The organism is Streptomyces sp. NPDC007875 (assembly GCF_042868035.1).
Lineage (GTDB): Bacteria > Actinomycetota > Actinomycetes > Streptomycetales > Streptomycetaceae > Streptomyces > Streptomyces antimycoticus.
In genome coordinates this window covers 67,301-87,076 of record NZ_JBIADZ010000004.1, presented here as the reverse complement: position 1 = coordinate 87,076, position 19,776 = coordinate 67,301, and the positions used below count along the sequence as shown (strand labels likewise).

Annotated in this window: 18 protein-coding genes and 1 riboswitch; of the genes, 2 read left to right on the top strand and 16 right to left on the bottom strand. The window is 72.7% G+C overall.

Going from position 1 to position 19,776, the window contains the following annotated elements; translation table 11 throughout:
* Nucleotides 1-86 precede the first annotated feature (86 nt).
* From thpD to ACFYOY_RS09680, 6 genes are all read right to left on the bottom strand, one after another.
* Nucleotides 87-974: an ectoine hydroxylase gene (thpD, locus tag ACFYOY_RS09705; protein WP_093460855.1), complete on the bottom strand. Its 888-nt coding sequence runs from the start codon at nucleotides 972-974 to the stop codon at nucleotides 87-89.
* Between the two features lie 4 nt (nucleotides 975-978).
* Nucleotides 979-1,383 carry an ectoine synthase gene (locus ACFYOY_RS09700; RefSeq protein ID WP_020872270.1) on the bottom strand — a complete coding sequence of 135 codons (405 nt, stop codon included), beginning with the start codon at nucleotides 1,381-1,383 and terminating at the stop codon, nucleotides 979-981.
* A gap of 40 nt (nucleotides 1,384-1,423) precedes the next feature.
* Nucleotides 1,424-2,686 (bottom strand): diaminobutyrate--2-oxoglutarate transaminase, encoded by a 1,263-nt coding sequence (gene ectB / locus ACFYOY_RS09695; RefSeq protein WP_351891325.1) that lies wholly within the window; start codon nucleotides 2,684-2,686, stop codon nucleotides 1,424-1,426.
* A gap of 75 nt (nucleotides 2,687-2,761) precedes the next feature.
* On the bottom strand, nucleotides 2,762-3,313 hold the full coding sequence (gene ectA, locus ACFYOY_RS09690) for a diaminobutyrate acetyltransferase (RefSeq protein WP_351891318.1): 552 nt from the start codon (nucleotides 3,311-3,313) through the stop codon (nucleotides 2,762-2,764).
* Nucleotides 3,314-3,632: 319 nt separating this feature from the next.
* Nucleotides 3,633-4,448: a hypothetical protein gene (locus tag ACFYOY_RS09685; RefSeq protein WP_388585882.1), complete on the bottom strand. Its 816-nt coding sequence runs from the start codon at nucleotides 4,446-4,448 to the stop codon at nucleotides 3,633-3,635.
* Entirely contained in the window at nucleotides 4,448-5,245 is a 798-nt protein-coding gene (locus ACFYOY_RS09680; protein ID WP_351891307.1) for a SigE family RNA polymerase sigma factor, read from the bottom strand. Before ACFYOY_RS09680 ends, ACFYOY_RS09685 begins: the two co-directional genes overlap by 1 nt.
* Before the next feature lie 136 nt (nucleotides 5,246-5,381).
* On the opposite strand from ACFYOY_RS09680, the gene ACFYOY_RS09675 reads away from it, so the two are divergent.
* Both ACFYOY_RS09675 and ACFYOY_RS09670 read left to right on the top strand, forming a co-directional pair.
* Nucleotides 5,382-6,491 carry an amidohydrolase family protein gene (locus ACFYOY_RS09675; RefSeq protein ID WP_351891302.1) on the top strand — a complete coding sequence of 370 codons (1,110 nt, stop codon included), beginning with the start codon at nucleotides 5,382-5,384 and terminating at the stop codon, nucleotides 6,489-6,491.
* Between the two features lie 336 nt (nucleotides 6,492-6,827).
* The gene (locus tag ACFYOY_RS09670) at nucleotides 6,828-7,724 is read left to right on the top strand and encodes an SCO1860 family LAETG-anchored protein (RefSeq protein ID WP_388586270.1); all 897 of its coding nucleotides are present in this window, start codon (nucleotides 6,828-6,830) and stop codon (nucleotides 7,722-7,724) included.
* Between the two features lie 335 nt (nucleotides 7,725-8,059).
* Here ACFYOY_RS09670 and cobC read toward each other — a convergent pair whose 3' ends face one another.
* The 10 genes from cobC to ACFYOY_RS09620 all read right to left on the bottom strand — a co-directional run bounded on the left by cobC (nucleotide 8,060) and on the right by ACFYOY_RS09620 (nucleotide 19,500).
* Nucleotides 8,060-9,175: an Rv2231c family pyridoxal phosphate-dependent protein CobC gene (gene cobC, locus ACFYOY_RS09665; protein ID WP_351891290.1), complete on the bottom strand. Its 1,116-nt coding sequence runs from the start codon at nucleotides 9,173-9,175 to the stop codon at nucleotides 8,060-8,062.
* Nucleotides 9,165-10,001 carry a sirohydrochlorin chelatase gene (locus ACFYOY_RS09660; protein WP_351891285.1) on the bottom strand — a complete coding sequence of 279 codons (837 nt, stop codon included), beginning with the start codon at nucleotides 9,999-10,001 and terminating at the stop codon, nucleotides 9,165-9,167. The genes cobC and ACFYOY_RS09660 overlap by 11 nt, the downstream gene beginning before the upstream one ends.
* A 108-nt stretch (nucleotides 10,002-10,109) precedes the next feature.
* Nucleotides 10,110-10,574: a cobalamin biosynthesis protein gene (locus tag ACFYOY_RS09655; RefSeq protein ID WP_388585877.1), complete on the bottom strand. Its 465-nt coding sequence runs from the start codon at nucleotides 10,572-10,574 to the stop codon at nucleotides 10,110-10,112.
* A gap of 19 nt (nucleotides 10,575-10,593) precedes the next feature.
* Nucleotides 10,594-12,033 (bottom strand): cobyrinate a,c-diamide synthase, encoded by a 1,440-nt coding sequence (locus ACFYOY_RS09650; RefSeq protein WP_388585875.1) that lies wholly within the window; start codon nucleotides 12,031-12,033, stop codon nucleotides 10,594-10,596.
* Nucleotides 12,027-12,623, bottom strand: coding sequence for a cob(I)yrinic acid a,c-diamide adenosyltransferase (cobO, locus tag ACFYOY_RS09645; protein ID WP_014059794.1), 597 nt, complete (start codon nucleotides 12,621-12,623; stop codon nucleotides 12,027-12,029). Before cobO ends, ACFYOY_RS09650 begins: the two co-directional genes overlap by 7 nt.
* The gene (locus ACFYOY_RS09640; protein WP_351891262.1) at nucleotides 12,623-14,773 is read right to left on the bottom strand and encodes a putative cobaltochelatase; all 2,151 of its coding nucleotides are present in this window, start codon (nucleotides 14,771-14,773) and stop codon (nucleotides 12,623-12,625) included. The genes cobO and ACFYOY_RS09640 overlap by 1 nt, the downstream gene beginning before the upstream one ends.
* A gap of 61 nt (nucleotides 14,774-14,834) precedes the next feature.
* Nucleotides 14,835-16,466, bottom strand: coding sequence for a cobyric acid synthase (locus ACFYOY_RS09635; RefSeq protein WP_388585872.1), 1,632 nt, complete (start codon nucleotides 16,464-16,466; stop codon nucleotides 14,835-14,837).
* Nucleotides 16,463-17,446, bottom strand: coding sequence for a cobalamin biosynthesis protein (locus ACFYOY_RS09630; RefSeq protein WP_388585868.1), 984 nt, complete (start codon nucleotides 17,444-17,446; stop codon nucleotides 16,463-16,465). Before ACFYOY_RS09630 ends, ACFYOY_RS09635 begins: the two co-directional genes overlap by 4 nt.
* A 173-nt stretch (nucleotides 17,447-17,619) precedes the next feature.
* A riboswitch (cobalamin riboswitch) is annotated at nucleotides 17,620-17,773 on the bottom strand.
* A gap of 184 nt (nucleotides 17,774-17,957) precedes the next feature.
* Nucleotides 17,958-18,206: a hypothetical protein gene (locus ACFYOY_RS09625; protein WP_351891243.1), complete on the bottom strand. Its 249-nt coding sequence runs from the start codon at nucleotides 18,204-18,206 to the stop codon at nucleotides 17,958-17,960.
* 13 nt (nucleotides 18,207-18,219) lie between these two features.
* Nucleotides 18,220-19,500: an inorganic phosphate transporter gene (locus ACFYOY_RS09620; RefSeq protein ID WP_351891238.1), complete on the bottom strand. Its 1,281-nt coding sequence runs from the start codon at nucleotides 19,498-19,500 to the stop codon at nucleotides 18,220-18,222.
* Nucleotides 19,501-19,776: the final 276 nt, after the last annotated feature.

Below are 19,776 nucleotides of genomic sequence, written 5' to 3'. Positions count from 1 at the left end.
GGAACGGGGCCGGAAAAAATCTGAGGGAAGCCGGGGCACCCCGGCTTCCCTCAGATCACGGACGTCAGCTCAGCGCACGGCGGTGATCACCGTACGGGCGTGAAGTCCCTGGCCCCGATGAAATCCGGCCGGGGGACCGGTGCCGCGAACGGCTCTACGGCAGTGTTCTCCACGCTGTTGAACACGATGAAGACGTTGCTGCGCGAGTAGGGCGTGATGTTGTCGCCCGAGCCGTGCATGCAGTTGCAGTCGAACCACGTCGCCGAACCGGCCTTGCCGGTGAACAGCTTGATGCCGTGCTTGTCGGCGAAACCGGTGAGCGCCTCGTCGGACGGGGTGCCCGCGTCCTGCATCTGCAGCGATTTCTTGTAGTTGTCCTTCGGTGTCTCGCCCGAGCAGCCGAGGAAGGTACGGTGCGACCCCGGCATGATCATGAGGCCGCCGTTGGTGTCGTAGTTCTCGGTCAGCGCGATCGAGACCGACACGGTCCGCATGTTCGGCAGCCCGTCCTCGGCGTGCCAGGTCTCGAAGTCCGAGTGCCAGTAGAAGCCCGAGGCGCCGAAACCCGGTTTGACGTTGATCCGGCTCTGGTGGACGTAGACGTCCGAGCCGAGGATCTGACGCGCGCGGCCCACCACTCGCGGGTCGCGCACCAGGTTCGCGAACACCTCGCTGATCCGGTGCACCTCGAACACCGACCGTACGTCCTGCGACTTCGGCTCGATGATCGAGCGTTCGTCGGCGCGCACGTCCGGGTCGGCGACCAGCCGGTCCAGCTCGGCGCGGTAGACCGCGACCTCGTCCGGAGTGATCAGCTCGTCGATTGCCAGGAAGCCGTCGCGATCGAAATCGCTCAGCTCGGACGGTTGCAGCGGCCCGGGGGCGCCCGGCTCGGACCACACCACGGGGTCCACGCGCGGTGTGGCGACCTCCATGGCCCCACGGGTCGGGTACAGGTCAGTGACCGCGGTCATCGGATCATGCCTCCTCGGTCTCGGTGATCAGCGGGTATACGCCGTTCTCATCATGGTCCTCCCGTCCCGTGATCGGCGGGTTGAATACACAGACGCACCGGAAGTCTGTTTTGGGGCGCATCGTGTGCTTTTCGTGCCCGTTCAGCAGGTACATGGTGCCGGGCGTGATCCAGTGCTTCTCACCGGTCTCGTCGTTGGTGAGCTCGGCCTCACCCTCGACGCACAGCACCGCCTCGATGTGGTTGGCGTACCACATCGACGTCTCGGTGCCCGCGTAGAGGATGGTCTCGTGCAGCGAGAAGCCGACGCCCTCCCGGGCGAGCACGATGCGCTTGCTCTCCCAGGTGCCGGACTTGGACTTGATGTGCCTCTCGGTGTCCTCGATGTCCTTGAAGGATCGGACGATCACGGTGGGTTCTTGCCTTTCTCTTCTCTGCGGTACGGGAGGGTTATGCGGTCTCGCGGACCGCGCGGGCGAGGGTCCGCAGCCCCTCGTCCAGGTCATCGGGGGAGATGGTCAGCGCGGGCAGCAGCTTGACGACCTCGCTCTCGGGGCCGGACGTCTCGACCAGCAGACCGAGTTCGAAGGCGCGCTTGCAGACCGCCGAGGCGCGCGGCTTGTCCTCGAACTCCAGGCCCCACACCAGGCCACGGCCGCGGAAGTGGGTGCCGGACTGCTCCTCGCAGATGGCGCGCAGGGCCTGCTCGACCTGCTCGCCGCGGGCCAGGGTCTGCTTCTCCATCTGGCTGTCGGCCCAGTAGGTGTCCAGGGTCGCGGCGGCGGTGACGAAGGCGGGGTTGTTGCCGCGGAAGGTGCCGTTGTGCTCGCCGGGCTCCCAGACGTCCAGCTCGGGCTTGAAGAGCGCGAGCGACATCGGCATGCCGTAGCCGCTGATGGACTTCGACACGGTCACGATGTCCGGGGTGATGCCCGCCTCCTCGAAGGAGAAGAAGGCGCCGGTGCGGCCGCAGCCCATCTGGATGTCGTCGACGATCAGCAGCATGTCCTGGCGCTCGCACAGCTCGGCCAGGGCGCGCAGCCACTCGGGCCGGGCCACGTTGATACCGCCCTCGCCCTGCACGGTCTCGACGATCACGGCGGCGGGCTGGTTGAGGCCGGAACCCTGGTCCTCCAGCAGCCGCTCGAACCACAGGAAGTCCGGGATCGTGCCGTCGAAGTAGTTGTCGAACGGCATCGGGGTGCCGTGGACCAGCGGGATGCCCGCGCCGGCGCGCTTGAAGGCGTTGCCGGTCACGGCCAGCGAGCCCAGCGACATGCCGTGGAAGGCGTTGGTGAAGGAGACGATGGCTTCGCGCCCCTTGACCTTACGGGCCAGCTTCAGCGCGGCCTCGACGGCGTTGGTGCCGGTCGGGCCCGGGAACATGACCTTGTAGGGCAGATCGCGGGGGCGCAGGATGTTGTTCTGGAACGACTCGAGGAACGCGCGCTTGGCCGTGGTGGACATGTCCAGGCCGTGGGTGACGCCGTCACGCTCGATGTAGTCGATCAGCGCCCGTTTCAGTACCGGGTTGTTGTGGCCGTAGTTGAGCGACCCGGCTCCGGCGAAGAAGTCGAGGTAGGTGTGGCCGTCCTCGTCGAACATGTGGCTGCCCTGCGCACGGTCGAAGACGGCGGGCCAGCCACGGCAGTAGCTGCGCACCTCCGACTCCAGGGCCTCGAAGACGCTCAGGGCGGGCGGGGTGATGGTCACAGCGTTCTCCTGGGAGAGGGGTGTGAGGGGGGTGAGGGGGGAGGATCGGGGTGATCGGGGTGTGATCAGGGGAGATCAGGTCCGGTCCGCGCGCGGCCCGAGCGGACCGATGCGGTAGAGCACCTCGGGCTCGTGTCCACCGTCGGGGAAGAGACCGCCGTGGAAGAGCACCTCACGCTCGAGCTGCGCTCCATGCCGTTCGGCGAACGAGGTGAACAGCCGGTTCGAGGCGGTGTTGTCAGGGGTGATCGTCGTCTCGATGCCGCGGACGCCCGCCCTGGCGACCCGGGCGACCAGCCCGTCCAGCAGGGTGGCGGCCAGTTTGCGGCCACGCCAGGCGTGGTCGACGGCGACCTGCCAGACGACGAGGGTCTCGGGGCGCTCGGGACGGATGTAGCCGGTGATGAAGCCGACCGGTCCGCCGTCGGCGTCGCGCGCCACTACGGATGTGGCGGCGAAGTCGCGGCACCACAGGAGGTAGCTGTAGGAGGAGTTGAGGTCCAGGGCTTTGGAGTCGCGGGCGATTCGCCAGATCGCGGCTCCATCCTCGACTCGCGGTGTGTCGAGGGTGAGGCCCTCCGGCAAATCCAATTCGCTACGGACTAGGTCTGCTTGTGCGGCGGTCATGCAAATTCAATTTACCCAGCAGAATCAGAAAATGCATCGCGGTGGGGGGTTACGTGGAGGGGGGTCGATGTGTTATCACGCGGGAGCGCGTGCGCGCGCGGCCGTTGGCCGAAAGGCGGTAATTTGTAGGGGAGTTACTCGGGCAAAGCGGATCGCGTGTGGGGTCTGTCACATATATGTAACCGGCCGATGACCGTCTTGAATTACGGGATCAGGAACCCGTGAAAAATTTTTTGTTTAGGAATCGCAATGGCGGGCAGACGAATGTGGAAGCAGTAGCGGAAAAACGCGGAGAATTTCCGGCCGCGCCGCCATGAATTCAATCCCCCACGGTGAACCGAGGGAAGTCGCCCCGTACCGCGAAGGCCCCGGAGGCGCCGTTGCCCGAGGCCGAGTACGCGTCCCGGCCGGTGTCCCGGTCCCCCTCGGCGTGGTTGTACTGCCCCGCGAAGACATGCCGGCCCGCGGGCACGGTGGCGCCCTTCCGGAGCGTCCAGCGGTAGACCAGCACACCGTCCTCGACGCGGGTGGCGGCGGTCACATCGCTGGTCGGCAGCGAGGTCCAGGACCCGGTGGACAGCACGTCCCCGGTGTCCGCGACCCGCAGCTCCACCGTCAGCGAGGTCAGCGGCCTACCGATGGTGAGCGCGATGTCACTCTGCGCCCAGTACGGATTGGAATGGGCGTTGATGGCGCCCTTGGACCGAACGGTCGGCTCGGCGAGATGGTTTGGACCGGCCGCGGTGGGATAGGCGCTCGGCGTGTGCCGCTCAGCATCGCTCTGCGACCCGGCGCCCGGCTCCTCCCCGGGCCGCCTGTCCGCGCCCGCGCCCGCCGGAGGCGCGGGAGGCTCGCTCGAGGTGCGCACCGTCTGCGGCCGCTCGGCACCGTCCGTGGCCACCACCGCGATCCCCGTCGCCGCGACCGCCGCGGCCAGCCCGGCGACCGGGCCCACCAGCCGGGGCGCCCAGGTCCGGCGCGGGCTCGTCCGCGCGCCCCGGCCCCGGCCGTCGGCCGCCATGCCCGCCGTGACCCGGGCCAGCATCCGGATCCGGTCCGGCTCATGGGAGGCGGCGGCCGTACGCAGCTCGGCGACGACATCGCGGCCCTCGGGGCGCTCGCGATACTCGATCATCAACTGCCCCCTCCGGCGTGCCCGGCGTGGCCCATGTGACCCGAGTGGCGAGCGGGTCCAGTGTGGCCCGTGTGGCCTGTGTTCCCAGAGCGGAGCGTTCGTACCGTCTGCTCGGCCTCCGTCGCCCCGGGCAGCTCGCCCTCGCCGTCCGGAGGGCCGAGCAGCCGCTCCAGCTCGGCGATTCCGCGGGAGGTCTGACTCTTGACCGTGCCCACCGAAATGCCCAGCGTCCGGGCCGTCTCCCGCTCGGAGAGGTCGAAGGCGTGCCGCAGCACCACGCATGCGCGCTTGCGGAACGGCAGCCGGACCAGCGCCGCCTGCACATCCACCACGGCGGGCACATCCGGGTCGTCCACATGGTCGGAGCGCTGCGAGGAGAAGAGCGCCACCCGCCGCCGCTCGCGCACCAGACTGCGGATCCTGGAGCGGGCCAGGTTGGCGACCACACCCCGGGCGTACGCGGCCGGATGGTCGGCGGCCCGCACCCGGTCCCACTGGTGCCAGACCGCCACCAGCGCGTCGGCCGCCAGGTCGTCCGCCCCGTCGGAGCTGCCGAGCAACAGATGGGCGAGGCGGGCGAGTTCGGCGTGGTGCCGCTCGAAGAAGTCCCGGAATTCGGCCTGCGGGTCGTTGGGGTGTGGGTTGGGCTGTGGGCCGGTGTGCGCCTCGGCGTCGGCCTGTGAGGCGGTGTGCGGGCGGGTCCGGGCGTCGTCGGCCGATAAGCCGTCGGGGTCCTCCGGTGCGCCGGGCGCTCGCGCGGTGCCCGCGGCGGCCGCGTCATCGGCGGGAGCGTTCACGAGGACCTCCTCACTGCCGCTCCTCCGGTGGGTTGCGTGAGCGTAGCAGCGCTGCGCATGTTGTTCGAGTGGCGCCGTTCCAGCTCCTGGGAATTGGCCGGTCAACGCCCTGCTCCGGTCTCGTACAGTGCGTTGCATGAGGGATAGCGCGGTGCTCCACATCAAGGGCCGGGTCCTGGTCGGACCGGACACCGGCGACGCTGCCGGGGACGTCCGGGACGAGCTGTGGGTGGTCGACGGCAGGATCACGTTCGAGCGGCCGGCCGGGGCCAGAGACGTTCGGCTGGTCGAGGGCTGGGTGCTGCCCGGCCTCGTCGACGCCCACTGCCATGTCGGACTCGACGCCCATGGGGCGGTGGACGATTCGACGAGCGAGAAACAGGCGCTGACCGACCGCGACGCCGGGGCGCTGCTGCTGCGGGACGCCGGATCGCCGGCCGACACCCGCTGGATCGACGACCGCGAGGATCTGCCCCGCATCATCCGGGCCGGCCGCCATATCGCCCGCACCAAGCGCTATATCCGCAACTACGCGCATGAGATCGAGCCGGAGGACCTGGTCGCCTATGTGGCCGCGGAGGCGCGGCGCGGCGACGGCTGGGTGAAGCTGGTCGGCGACTGGATCGACCGGGAGACCGGTGACCTTGGGGCCTGCTGGCCGCGCGGCGCGGTCGAGGCGGCCATCGCGGAGGCGCACCGGCTGGGCGCGCGGGTCACGGCGCACTGTTTCGCCGAGGAGAGCCTCGCGCCGCTGGTCGAGGCGGGGATCGACTGCATCGAGCACGCCACCGGGCTCACCGAGGAGACCATCCCGCTGTTCGCCGAGCGGGGCGTGGCGATCGTCCCGACCCTGGTCAACATCGCCACTTTCCCCCGGCTGGCGCTGGGCGGCGAGGTGAGGTTCCCGCGCTGGGCGGACCATATGCGGCGGCTGCACGCGCGCCGGTACGAGACGGTGCGGGCGGCCTACGACGCGGGCATCCCGATCTACACCGGCACCGACGCGGGCGGCGGCCTGGCCCATGGGCTGGTCGGGCAGGAGGTGGCCGAGTTGGTGAAGGCGGGCATCCCGGCGCGGGACGCGCTCTCGGCGGCGACCTGGGGGGCGCGGTCCTGGCTCGGACGGCCGGGGCTCACCGAGGGGGCCCCCGCCGATCTCGTCGTCTACGACGCGGATCCGCGCGCCGATGTGCGGGTGCTGACGACGCCGCGGCGGGTGGTGCTGCGAGGCCGCGTGGTCGGCTGACGGGGCGCGGGAACGGGCTGACGGGGCGCGGGAACGGGCTGACAGGGCACGGGGACGGGCTGACAGGGCACGGGGCGCGGGTCGACGGGGCGCGGGAACGGGTGGGGCAGGGGGTCCTGAAGGGGCTCCTGAAGGGAACGCGGCTCGAACGCGACGGCGAACCACACCCTTTGGGGTGAACGGACATCATGTGTCTGCCTGTTTACCCTCAGTGCGCAAATATGGCGTGGTCGAGGCCGTCGGCGCCCGTGGAGTCCCCCGCGGCAGGCGCCGGCGGCTCCATGTCTCCTGTGGGGGTCAACTCACGTGTCCTGTTCCAGTAACACCTACTTCGGCATGCCCACCCGCCGTCTGGCGGCCGCCACTGCCGCTGCCGCGGTCTCCGTCCTGGGCCTGCTGCCCGCGGCGACCGCGCAGGCCGACACCGGTGCGACCACCGGTAAGGCGGGTGCGGTCGTGCTCCGCACCGATCTCGATGTCTCCCTGCTCAACAAGACCGTCACGGCTCCGCTCTCGGTGGTGCTGAACGAGGTGCACGCACCCGCGACGGCCAGTAAGACGGCGCTCACCGCGACCCTGGACGGCGTGGACGGGGGCCGGCCGTTCAGTGTGCTGCGGGCCGATGTGGCCACCGCCCGGGCCGCCGCGGACAAACAGCGCGCCGAGGGGTACTCCAACCTCGTCAACGCCAAGGTCCATGTGCCGGGTCTGGCCGCGGTGCCGCTGATCTCGGTCGAGCAGGTGACCTCGAAGGCGGTGTGTGCCGCCGGGAAGCGGCCGACCGCCCAGTCCAACCTGCTCGGCAGCGTCAGCGTGCTCGGCAGGAAGGTCACCTTGAACACGAGCGGCACCACCACGGTCGATGTGCCGACGCTCGGCCAGGTCCGGCTCGATCTGTCGCGGACGGCCACCACCTCGCGCACGGCGGCGGCCACGGCCCTCAACCTGAAGGTCTCCGTGAACCCGCTCAAGCTGAACGTCTCCGAGGTCGAGGGTCAGGTCACCCTCGCCCGGGCGACCTGCCAGGCGCCCGTCGCCGCGGCGGTCCAGCCCAGCCCGAGCGTGGGCCCGCAGACCACGCCCGAGCCGAAGCCGGAGCACCTGGCCGAGACCGGTGGCAGCTCGGCCACGCCGTATCTGGTGGGCGGCGGAGCCCTGCTGCTCGCCGTGGGCGGCGGGGCCGTCGTCCTGGCCCGCCGCCGGCGCGCCGGCGCCGGCGGCGACGCCGCCTGACGCCTGACGTCTGACCCTGGCCTGGCCCGTTGGGCCCGGTGCCCGTGCCGTGCCCAACGGCTCGGGCGCCGGGGCTGGGGGCGGGTGCCGGGCCGGGATACGACATCGGGTCCCGGGCTCGGGTGTTGGGCCGGGGCTCGGCATTCGGTCCCGGGCTCGGGTGTTGGGCCGGGGCTCGGGCGCCGGGCCGAGGCTCGGTATCGGGCTCGCGCCCGGCCGCGGGTGTTGGGCCGGTCACGAGGGCCCGGGCAAGCCCTACGTGACCGCGCGCCGCTCCACAGGTGCGCGGTCCGGCCTTGTGGTCAGGCAGCGCGGTGCGCGTTCAGTCAGCGCGCTCAGGCGTCCGGTTCGGCGATGGCCTTCGCCAGGGCGATGACGAAGCGGTCCGTCGTGGCGCGGTCGCGGACGGCGATCCGGAGCCAGTCCGGGCCGAGGCCCGGGAACGTGTCACCGCGGCGGACGGCGAAGCCCAGCTCGCGCAGCCGGGTGCGGATCGCCGCCGCGCCCGGCAGATGGATCAGCAGAAAGGGCCCGGCCGCCGGGCCGCACACCCGCACCTCCGTCAACTCGGCCAGCCGGTCGGCCAGATGGGCCCGGTCGGCGGCCGTACGGTCGGCGGCCCGCGCGGCCTCGGCGAGGGCGGGCGGGGCGCAGCACGCCTCGGCCGCCGTCAGGGCCGGGCTGGACACCGGCCACAGCGGCTGGACCCGCTCCAGCGCCGTGACGGTGTCCGGCTCCGCCAGCACATAGCCGATCCGCAGCCCCGCCAGACCCCAGGTCTTGGTGAGGCTGCGCAGCACCACGAGCCCCGGCACATCGGTGCGGTCCGCCAACGACTCGCGCTCGCCCGGGACGGCGTCCATGAACGCCTCGTCCACCACCAGCGTCCGTCCCGGCCGGGCGAGACCGGCCAGGGCATCGGCCGGGTGGAGCACGGATGTGGGGTTGGTGGGGTTGCCGATCACCACCAGATCGGCGTCCTCCGGCACCGCGTCCGGGGCCAGCCGGAAGCCGTTCCGCTCATCGAGGATCACACGCTCCACGGTGTGCCCCGCGTCCCGCAGCGCCGCCTCCGGTTCGGTGAACTGCGGATGCACCACCACCGGCCGCCCAGCCGCGATGGCACGGGCGAGCAGGACGAACGCCTCCGCGGCGCCCGCCGTCAGCAGCACCCGGCCGGCCGGAAGCCCATGGCGCACGGCGACCGCCTGCCGCGCCGCCCGCCCGTCCGGATAGGCGGCCAGCCCGTCGAGGGAGTCGGCGATACGGGACTTGAGCCAGTCCGGAGGCGTACCGGCCCGGACATTGACCGCGAGGTCCGTCAGGCCGGCATCGGCACCCCGCACCTCCGCGTCCCCGTGATGCCGCAGATCGAACCCGGCGGACACGCCATCGGCGGCCGGGGCGGCGGACCCGCTCGTGGGCAGGCCCGCCGATGGATCAGTGGACATCGGCGTGGGTATCGGGATGCGCGAAGGCATGGGCCTCATCGCCGAACCCGGCGCGCCCGGCGGTGTCGGCCACCTCCTCATAGCGCTCCATGACCAGGTCGGCCAACTCCTTTGCCGGGCCGATGACATCGGCGGAGACCACCTCGACCTCGGGGTAGGCGAGTCCCCAGCCCTCCGCCTGCTGCCGCACCCGCTCCAGGGTGTCACCGGCGAACAGGACGTACGGCAGCACCACGACCCGACTGGCCCCCAGCTTGGCGCAGCGGTCCAGACCCGAGGCCACATCCGGTGCGGCGAGCGAGGAGAAGGCCACCTCGACGCCCGCGAAGCCACGGCCCTCCCACAGCAACCGGGCGGCGCGGTGCACCTCGGCGTTGGCCTCGGGGAGCGGCGAACCGTCGCCCACCAGCAGCACGGTGGTCTCCGCGCGGTCCGAGGGCAGCCGGGGCCGGTTGCCCAGCGCCTCGTCGAGCCGCCGCTCCAGCACGCTCAGCAGCGTGCGATGCGGGCCGAGCGGCCGGGCGGAGGCGAAGGAGGCGTCGGCATGCCGCTCCGCCTCCTGGGCCAGCGCGGCCGCGATGCCGTCTCTCGGGGGAGCCGCCGGGATCAGCGTCAGCGGGACGACCGCGAAGCGGCTGACCCCTTCGCCGACGAGCCGGGTGACCGCATCGGACAGCGGGTGGCTGCCCGGTCCGGTGAGGCCACCTGCCACGGGCAGATCCGGGTGGCGTGCGGCCAACTCCCTTACGAATGCGTGAAAGGCGGTGGCATGCCTTTCGTCTCGCGTGCCGATGCCTGCGAGGAGCAGGGCGGGCGGGGTCGTCACGAGGTCTCCTTGGTGCAGGTGGTGCGGGTGTCACGGTCAGCAGGGGGCGGCGGGCTGTTCCGCCCCGAGACGTTACTGACCTGCGTCGGGACGGTCGACGGCAGGTCTTCACTGTCCGTCCTGCCCGGATTTGACCGCCGCCGGGCGGCGAGCGACGGCGCAGGTGGCCATTCCGGGGCGGCCGTGCGGCGCGGACTTCCGCTTGGCGACCAGCAGTTCGCCGCCAGGTCCGGCGGCCAGCAGCGCGGCCGCCTCGGCGACCCCGGCCGTGCCCACGGCCGCGAGCGGCGCCGCGGACGGGTTCGGCACCTCCACCGCGGCCAGCGCCGCCGCCGGGTATCCGCACAGCGGCACCCCCAGCCGCTCGGCCGCCGTCAGCAGTCCGGTCTCCCCGGCCTTGGCCTCCACGGTCGCCAACTCGGCCACGCCCCTTGGTGAAAGGCCCGCTTCCGCCAGGGTCGTCTCGACCAGCCCGATCACCTCGGCGACGGACACACCCCGGCTGGCCCCGACCCCGACGACAAGCGGTGCCCCGGGCAGGGGACACGCCGTGCCCCGGCCGATGACCTCCACGTCAGCTCACCGCCTCTGCTCAACCGGCAGGGGACACACATCTGTCGGCGAACCGGGCCGCCGCGCCTGGGACCGAGGCCCAGTGCACGTGCAGATAGGAGGCATGCACATTTCCCTGTGCGAACCCTTCGGTACGACGCTCCGGGTGGACGAGCCCCCAGGCGGGCTCCGCCCCCGCTTTGGGCACGATGGTCGTGCGGTGGAACTCATGGCCGCGCACCCGTGTCCCCGCGGCGGCGAGTGCGGTGTCGGAGATGGCCACGGCCTCACGGTAGCCCAGCGTCAGACGTTCCGACATCCGTGCCTCGGCGGCCAGCACCCCGCACATCGGCTCCCCGTCCAGCGAGCGCGCCAGATACAGCAGTCCGGCACATTCGGCGGCGATGGGCGCGCCGGACGCGGCGAGCCCCGCAACGGCTGCCCGGAGCGGCTCGTTCGCGGACAGCTCGGGGGCGTAGACCTCCGGGAACCCGCCGCCGATCACCAGGCCGCCGGTGCCTTCCGGGAGGCGCTCGTCCCGCAGCGGGTCGAAGGGGACGACCCGTGCCCCGGCCGCCGTGAGCAGCTCGGTGTGCTCCGCGTACGAGAAGGTGAACGCGGCCCCGCCCGCCACGGCGACCACCGGCCGCGGCGCGCGGCCTCCCCGGCCCCCGGCACCGGGGGCGGCCTCCACCGCCCGGCGCATCTCCTCCTCCGGATCCCAGGCCGGCTCGGACAGGGGCGGTGCGCTGCGCGCCAGCGCCAGCAGGCCCTCGAGATCGCAGCCCTCCCGCACCCGCGCTGCCAGCGCGGCCGCCGAATCCACCGCCTCCGCCTGGCGCTCGGCCACCGGCACCAGACCCAGATGGCGGCTCGGTGCCCGCACCTCGCGCGTCCGGCGCAGCGCGCCGAACACCGGCACTCCGCACCCCTCCAGCGCCTCGCGCAGCATCGCCTCGTGACGGTCCGAACCGACCTTGTTGAGGATCACCCCCGCGACCCGCACCTCGGGGTCCCAGGAGGCGAAGCCATGCACCAGCGCCGCCACCGACCGCGACTGCGACGACGCGTCCACCACCAGCACCACCGGCGCCCGCAGCAGCTTGGCCACATGCGCCGTCGAGGCCAGCTCGCCCTGCCCGGCCGCCCCGTCGAACAGGCCCATCACCCCTTCGACCAGGGCCAGATCGCAGCCCGCCGCCCCATGCAGGAACAGCGGGGCGATCCGCTGCGGACCGCACAGATAGGCGTCCAGATTCCGGCCCGGGCGCGCGCCCCCGGCCCGGGACCGCCCGGCCGAGGAGGTGGCCGAGGAGATCGCGAGCGCGTGATAGCCAGGGTCGATGTAGTCCGGGCCGACCTTGTGCGGGGACACGTCCAGACCGCGCTCCGCGAAGGCGGCCATGAGCCCCGCGGTGACCGTCGTCTTCCCGCTGCCGGAGGCGGGCGCCGCGATCACCAGACGCGGGACACTCACCACTCGATGCCTCGCTGGCCCTTCTGACCGGTGTCCATCGGATGCTTGACCTTGGACATGTCGGTGACCAGGTCGGCGAAGTCCACCAGCTGCGCCGGTGCGTTACGCCCCGTGATGACGACGTGCTGCGTCCCGGGTCGGTCCCGCAACACCGACACCACCTCGTCGGGGTCCACCCAGCCCCAGTGCATCGGATACGCGAATTCGTCCAGCACATAGAGCCGGTATGTCTCCGCCGCGAGATCGCGCTTGACCTGCTCCCAGCCCTCGCGTGCGGCCTCCTCGCTGGAAGCCATGTCGCGCTGCACCCACGACCAGCCCTCGCCCATCTTGTGCCATGCGACGGTCCCCCCTTCGCCCGAGTCGCCGAGGACGCGCAGCGCACGCTCCTCACCGACCCGCCATTTCGCGGACTTTACAAATTGGAATACACCGACCGGCCAGTTTTGGTTCCATGCCCGCAGCGCCAGCCCGAACGCCGCGGTCGACTTGCCCTTGCCCTGACCTGTGTGGACGAAGACCAGCGGGCGATTGCGGCGCTGGCGGGTGGTCAGTCCGTCGTCCGGGACGACGGTCGGTTGTCCTTGCGGCATCAGGCGGCCCTCCGAGGGTTCGATACGGTTCGTACATCGCGCACCAGCGCGGTCACGCTGTCCGCGCGCAACTCGTCGAGTGTCACCGGCGTGGCCCGCAGTTCGCGGGCGAGCGCGCCCGCCAGCCCCAGCCGCACCGGCCCCGACTCGCAGTCCACCACCACCGAGGCGACCCCGTCGCCCGCGAGCATCCGCGCCGCGCGCCCCGCCCGTTCGACGGGCGTGGGCCCGCCGGACCGCTTCGCCTCCGTGGCCCGCCCGTCGGTCACCACGACCAGCAGCGGACGGCGTGAGGGATCCCGCAGCCGCTCCACCCGCAGCACCTCCCGGGCCTTCAACAGCCCGGCCGCCAGCGGCGTACGGCCGCCCGTCGGCAGCCGCTCCAGCCGCACGGCCGCCGCGTCCACCGACGAGGTGGGCGGCAGCGCCAGCTCCGCGTCCGCGCCCCGGAAGGTGATCAGCCCGACCTTGTCCCGCCGCTGATAGGCGTCCAGCAGCAGCGACAGCACCGCGCCCTTGATCGCGCTCATCCGCGTCCGCGCGGCCATCGAGCCCGACGCGTCCACCACGAACAGCACGAGATTGCCCTCCCGGCCCTCGCGCACCGCCTCACGCAGATCGTCCCGGCGCACCAGGAGGCCGGGACCGCGCCGCCCGCGCGCCCGCTGATGCGGGGCGGCGGCCCGGACGGTCGCCGTCAGATGCAGCGCGGAGAGCGTCCCCCGCGGGCGGCGCGCCCCGGTGGTGCGGCCGTGCGCGCTGCGGGCGCGCGACCGACGTCCGGCCGCGCCCTCGCCCAGACCGGGGACGTCGAGCCGCCGGGTGCGGAACGGTTCGGCGGCGCCCACGGCCGCCCGCTCACCGCCGGCTCCACCACTACCGCCGTCCGTTTCCCCCGCCCCGCCGCCGTCATCGGCCCGGGCGGAGTCGGTCTCGCGGTCGGCCGTCTCATGCTCACCCGTGCGCTGGTCGGGGACGGACGGCTCGGGCGCGGTGGGCGGCGCCTGCCCCCCTGCCCCGTCGCCCGCGCCCTCCTGGGGCCCGCCTCCGGGGTTGTCGGGGCCGCCCGGGCCGTCCGGCCCGTCATCCGGGCTGTCGGGGCCCTCCGGGCCCGGGTCCGGATCCGGCTCCGGCTCGTCCTCCTCGAACTGCCGCAGGATCTCGTCGAGTTTGTCCTCGTCGAGCCCCGGCGCGTCGAATGGGGCCCGCCGCCGCCGGTGGGGGAGCGACAGCAGCGCCGCCCCCCGTACGTCCTCGGTCCGCACGTCGGTGCGCCCGGCCCAGGCGGCCAGCGCGGTCGCCGTACGGGCCGTCACGATGTCCGCGCGCATCCCGTCCACCTCGAACCCGGCGCACACCGCCGCGATCTGCCGCAGCGCGCGGTCGCCCAGCCCCACCCGGGGCAGCAGAGCGCGCGCCGCCGCGATGCGCTCCCGCAGGGCGTCCTCGTCCGTCGCCCAGCGCGCCGCGAACCCCTCGGGGTCCTCGTCGTAGGCCAGCCGCCGCCGCACCACCTCGACTCGCTCGTCGGTGTCCCGGGACGCCGCGACCTCCACTGTGAGACCGAAGCGGTCCAGCAACTGCGGCCGCAGCTCGCCCTCTTCCGGGTTCATGGTGCCCACAAGGAGGAAGCGCGCCGCATGCCGCACGGAGACCCCCTCGCGCTCCACGTAGGAGGCGCCCATGGCGGCCGCGTCGAGCAGCAGGTCGATCAGATGGTCGTGGAGCAGGTTGACCTCGTCGACGTAGAGCACCCCGCGGTGGGCGTCCGCGAGCAGTCCGGGCTCGAACGCCTTCACCCCGTCCGACAGCGCCCGCTCGATGTCGAGGGCGCCGACCAGGCGGTCCTCGGAGGCGCCCACGGGCAGTTCGACCATCCGCGCGGGGCGCGCCTCTCCGGTGTCCGGTTCATGGGGCCCGTCCGGGCAGGACGGGTCGGGCGCGGCCGGATCGCAGGAGAACCGGCACCCGGCCACCACGTCGACCGGGGGCAGCAGCGCCGCGATCGCTCTTACGGCGGTGCTCTTGGCCGTGCCCTTCTCCCCGCGCACCAGGACGCCGCCCACGGCGGGTGAGACGGCGTTGAGGAGCAGGGCGAGCCGCAGACCGTCCATGCCGACGATCGCGCTGAAGGGGTAGGTGGTGGTCACGCGGCGGTACCTCCTGGTGTGCGTGGGCGTCGCGGTCCGGTGTCGGTGTGGGTGTCGGGGTTCATCGCGACGTCCCCCCTGGCGCCCCCGGAGGGACGAACGGCAGCCCCTCCGGGACGCCCTTCTCGATGAGCCGCAGCAGTGCGTCGGTGTCGGCGTGTTCCTCGATCAGGTCGCCGAGCCGGTCGAGTTGCTCCTCGCGCAGCTCGCCGAAGCGGGTGTCCGGCGCCGGTACGAATGCCCGGCCCGCCGCGGCGGCCACCCGGCGCAGAAACGCCCGCCGGAAGCCGTCGCTCTCCAGCGAGCCGTGCCAGTGGGTGCCCCACACCGAGCCCACCCGGCAGCCGTCCAGGAAGGGCTCCTCGGCCCCGTCGAGCAGCTCGGCGACCCCGTGGTGGATCTCGTAGCCCTCCACCCGCTCGCCGAGCGCCTCGCCCACCGGCCGGGCCAGGGTCTTCTCCGCCGCGAACCGCACCCGCACCGGCAGCAGTCCGAGCCCGGCGACCGTCCCGGCCTTCGACTCGACCTCGTCCTCGATGCGCTCCCCGAGCACCTGGAAGCCGCCGCAGACGCCCAGCACCGGACGGCCCTCGGCGGCCCGCCGGGCGATCGCGTCGGCGAGCCCGCGCTCACGCAGCCACTCCAGCGCCCTTACGGTGCCCCGGGTGCCCGGCAGCACCACCAGATCGGCGTCGGCCAGCTCCTCCGGCCGGTCCACGAACCGCACGATCACGCCCGGTTCGGCCGCCAGCGCGTCCACGTCCGTGAAGTTGGACATCAGCGGCACGGCGGCCACCGCGATCCGCAGGACGTCCGCGCCGTAAGGGGGCGCCACGACGCTCTCCCGCACCGTGCCGCGCAGCGACATCCGAAGTCCGTCCTCCTCGTCGATCCCCAGCCCGTGGGCGAACGGGAGCACACCGACGGTCGGGCGCCCGGTGAGGTCGCGCAGCATGTCCAGACCGGGCTCCAGAAGGCTCACATCGCCGCGGAACTTGTTCACCAGATAGGCGGCCACATGCCGTTGGTCCGCCGCCGACAGCAGCGCGGTGGTGCCGAAGAAGGACGCGAAGACGCCACCGCGGTCGATGTCGCCGACCACCACGACCGGAAGCCCGGCGGCGCGCGCCAGCCCCATGTTGACGATGTCGGTGCGGCGCAGGTTGATCTCGGCCGGGCTGCCCGCGCCCTCGCAGATCACCGCGTCATGGGTGCGCCGCAGCTCCTCCAGGCACTCCGTGACGGTCCCCAGCAGCGCCTCCCGCCCCGAGGCCCGCGTGCGCCCGGGGGAGGCCGCGTCCGACGGCGGGTTCGCCGTGGGCCCCGACCGCCCGAAGTACCCGCGCGCGCTCAGCTCGCCCACCGGCTTGCCCAGCAACACCACTTGGCTGCTGCGGTCGCTGCCCGGCTTCAGCAGGACCGGGTTCATCAGCGCGCTCGGCTCGACGCGCGCTGCGGCGGCCTGCATGGCCTGCGCCCGCCCGATCTCCGCCCCCTCCCGGGTGACGAAGGAGTTGAGCGACATGTTCTGCGCCTTGAAGGGGGCCACGCTGACGCCCTGACGGGCGAGCCACCGGCAGATCCCGGCCGTCACGACGCTCTTGCCCGCGTCGGAGGTCGTGCCCGCGACGAGCAGCCCCCCGCCCCGCGCCCCGGAACCGTTGGTGCCGCCCTTACCGCGTATCCCGCTCATCCACCGCCCCTTCCCAAGGCCTGAGGCCGCCCCGTCAACGCCCTCAGGACCGGCCGGGCCGCCACGGACACCCCGAGTGCCAGGACGCCGACGCGCCGCGACAGCCGTATCGCCCGCTCGATGTCGGCCGACTCCACCGGCCGCCCGCCGGAGTTGAGTACCGGCCGGTGCTCGGCCCGGCCGCCGTAGGTGAGGGTGCCGCCCAGCCGCACCCCGAGCGCGCCCGCGAACGACGCTTCCACGGGGCCCGCGTTGGGGCTCGGGTGGCGCCGGCCGTCGCGCCGCCAAGCGCGCCGTGCACCGCGCGGATCGGGGCCCGCGAGTGTCGCCAGGGCCGCCGTAAGGCGGGCACCGGGCCAGCCGGCCACATCGTCCAGACGGGCCGCCGCCCAGCCGAACCGCCGGTAGCGCGGCGACTTGTGGCCCACCATGGCGTCCAGGGTGTTGACGGCGCGGAAGCCGATGAGTCCCGGTACGCCGCCCACGGCGCCCCACACCAGCGCGCCCACGACGGCGTCGGAGGTGTTCTCGGCGACCGATTCGACGACCGCGCGGGCGATCTGCGGTCCGTCCAGCGCCTGAGGATCGCGGCCGCACAGATGCGGCAGCCGCTCCCGGGCGACCTCCAAGTCCCCCGTGGCCAGGGCTCCGCCGACGGCCCGTGCCTCACGGCCCAGCGTCGTACCGCCCAACACGGCCCAGGTGGCGGCGGCGGTCAGCGCGGCCTCCGCGCCACCGCGCCCGCCGAGGGCCCGTACGGCGCGGGTCAGCAGCGCGGCACCGGCGGCCGCGCCGCCCGCGCACAACGCGGTGTGCAGGGCCCCGTAACCGCGGTGGTCCCGCCACAGCCGGCGCTCGGCGGCCGCGGCGGCGCGCCCGAACGCGGCGACCGGATGGCCGCGGCGCGGATCGCCGGTGGCGAGATCACCGAGGAAGCCGAGGGCCGCGCCGCACGCGAACGAGGCGTGATCGGCACGCATTCGTCAGGCCGCCGTCACGCCTCGGCGCGGCGGCACATGACCAAAGGGGCCAGGGGGGCCGAAGGGGCCGGAAGAGCCAGGGCGGACAGAGGAGACTGGCGGCGTGGCGGTGCCGGGCATGGCGGTATGTCCTCACTCAGGGTCCGCGCCCTGGTTCGACTGACCGGCGGTGAAAGTCTCCTGGCTCCCGGATCCGCGCCCCTCCCGGTCTTCCAGCCCCGCGTACGGAAGGAACCGCACGGTCGAGCCGTGACCCCATACAGGCGATGGGAGAGTGCTCCCCGGTGACAGTGGCGGGACCGCGCCGGATTCTCACCGGCTTCCTCTCCTGCCGCCGTTTGGCTCGGGAAGTCCACCATGGGCCGCGAATGGCCGTCAACTCGCATATGACCCATGACGCCCGAGTGTGCCGAGCCCCACAGACGGCGGCCGCACACGAGGCGGCCGCCGGACGGTCGGCGCTGGTCAGCGCCACCATCCGGCGGCCGGTGGGTCGATGAGGACGCGAGCCTCAGGCGACGATCAGATAGATGCCGTACGCCACGGCCGCGGCGCACAGCGCGAAGCAGGTGTATGCGCCGGTGCGCGCGAGCGCGGAGGCGCCGACCGCGCCACCGGACACGGCTGCCGCGCCGCCCTGCTCCGGCGCCGCCTTACGGGACGTCCCGAGGATGCCCAGGGTGAAGACGCCCACCATGCCGACGGTCACCGCGAGGCTGACGCCGAAGACCTGGCCGAGTGCCGCCCAGTCGATGCTCATGTTCCGTGGCTCCTTAGCGGGTGGTGCTGCTCGCGGCGGCGGGGGTGGGGGTCTGGTCGAGGGTGTGCTCGGCGATGCCGCTCTCAGGGGCGGCCTCGGCCGCGCTCTCGGGGGCGGAGGGCTTCGTACCCGCGGGCGGTGGGGCCACGGACCGCAGGGCGGCCGTGACGGCGCCCACCGGCTCGTGTGCGCCGACCTCGTTGACGTTGGTGTGGTCCACGGGCTTGCGGCGCGACAGCGCCCAGATCGCCCCGCAGGCCAGGACGGCGAGCACGGCCACCGCCGTGATCCCCGCGTTGCCCTGGTCGGCCAGCAGCGCGGCGCCGCCCGCCACCAGGCCCGCGGCCGGGAGGGTCAGCACCCAGGCGGCCACCATGCGGCCGGCGGTCGACCAGCGCACCACCGCGCCCTTACGGCCGACACCCGCACCCATGACGGCGCCGGAGCAGACCTGGGTGGTGGACAGCGCGAAGCCGATGTGGGAGGAGGCGAGGATGACGGTCGCGGCGCCGGTCTGGGCGGCGAAGCCCTGCGGCGGCTGGATGTCGGTGATGCCCTTGCCCATGGTGCGGATGATGCGCCAGCCGCCCAGGTAGGTGCCGAGCGCGATGGCCAGGCCCGCCGAGACGATGACCCACAGCGGCGGGTCGGAGTCGGGCGCCACCACGCCCCCGGTGACCAGCGCCAGGGTGATCACGCCCATCGTCTTCTGGGCGTCGTTGGTGCCGTGGGCCAGGGAGACCAGGGCGGCCGAGGCGATCTGCCCCGCGCGGTAGCCCTTCGCGGTGTCCTCCGAGGAGCGGCCGCGGCCGAGCCGGTAGGTGAGCCGGGTGGCGGCCAGCGTGGCGATGCCGGCCACGACCGGCGCGGCGACGGCGGGTATCAGGACCTTCATGACGATCGCGTCGCCGTTGACCCCGTCCAGGCCGACGGAGACCACCGTGGCGCCGATCAGGCCGCCGAACAGGGCGTGCGAGGAGCTGGAGGGGAGTCCGGCGAGCCAGGTCACCAGATTCCACAGGATCGCCCCGACCAGTCCCGCGAAGATCACTTCTGGTCGGATACCGGAGCCCTCGTCGATGATCCCGCCGGAGATGGTCTTGGCCACCTCCACGGACAGGAACGCGCCGACGAGATTGAGGACGGCCGACATCGCCACCGCCACCCTGGGACCGAGTGCTCCCGTGGAGATGGTGGTGGCCATGGCGTTAGCCGTGTCGTGGAAGCCGTTTGTGAAGTCGAACACCAAGGCCGTGACGATCACGATCCCGATGAGAAGCGTGATGTGTTCCATACACCCGGTCAATCAGTTCGAAGGTCGTTAGTGGCACGGTGAACGTAAGGAGGCAGGGTGAACGGAAGATGAACTGAGCAGGGCATCAGGGTGACGTGGTTGCGGGAGTGCTAAAGCCTGATGAATTCAAGCCTACTTTCCTATGTCGTACGGGGGTTGGGCCTCGGCCGAGGACTACTGGAGGAGGCCCCGGGACCGGCCCCGCGGCCGCCCGCCGTTCACCCTCGTCCACCCGCACGGGGGCGGGTGCCCACGAGGCGCGGTCGTAGACATGCG

Bases quoted from the DNA above. Each gene is read 5' to 3' on its own strand.
- ACFYOY_RS09625 (WP_351891243.1), bottom strand. From the start codon at position 18,206: ATGAGCATCGACTGGGCGGCACTCGGCCAGGTCTTCGGCGTCAGCCTC.
- cobC (WP_351891290.1), bottom strand. From the start codon at position 9,175: ATGTCCACTGATCCATCGGCGGGCCTGCCCACGAGCGGGTCCGCCGCC.
- ACFYOY_RS09620 (WP_351891238.1), bottom strand. From the start codon at position 19,500: ATGGAACACATCACGCTTCTCATCGGGATCGTGATCGTCACGGCCTTG.
- ACFYOY_RS09630 (WP_388585868.1), bottom strand. From the start codon at position 17,446: ATGCGTGCCGATCACGCCTCGTTCGCGTGCGGCGCGGCCCTCGGCTTC.
- ectA (WP_351891318.1), bottom strand. From the start codon at position 3,313: ATGACCGCCGCACAAGCAGACCTAGTCCGTAGCGAATTGGATTTGCCG.
- ACFYOY_RS09670 (WP_388586270.1), top strand. From the start codon at position 6,828: ATGCCCACCCGCCGTCTGGCGGCCGCCACTGCCGCTGCCGCGGTCTCC.
- cobO (WP_014059794.1), bottom strand. From the start codon at position 12,623: ATGCCGCAAGGACAACCGACCGTCGTCCCGGACGACGGACTGACCACC.
- ACFYOY_RS09685 (WP_388585882.1), bottom strand. From the start codon at position 4,448: ATGATCGAGTATCGCGAGCGCCCCGAGGGCCGCGATGTCGTCGCCGAG.
- ACFYOY_RS09635 (WP_388585872.1), bottom strand. From the start codon at position 16,466: ATGAGCGGGATACGCGGTAAGGGCGGCACCAACGGTTCCGGGGCGCGG.
- thpD (WP_093460855.1), bottom strand. From the start codon at position 974: ATGACCGCGGTCACTGACCTGTACCCGACCCGTGGGGCCATGGAGGTC.
- ACFYOY_RS09675 (WP_351891302.1), top strand. From the start codon at position 5,382: ATGAGGGATAGCGCGGTGCTCCACATCAAGGGCCGGGTCCTGGTCGGA.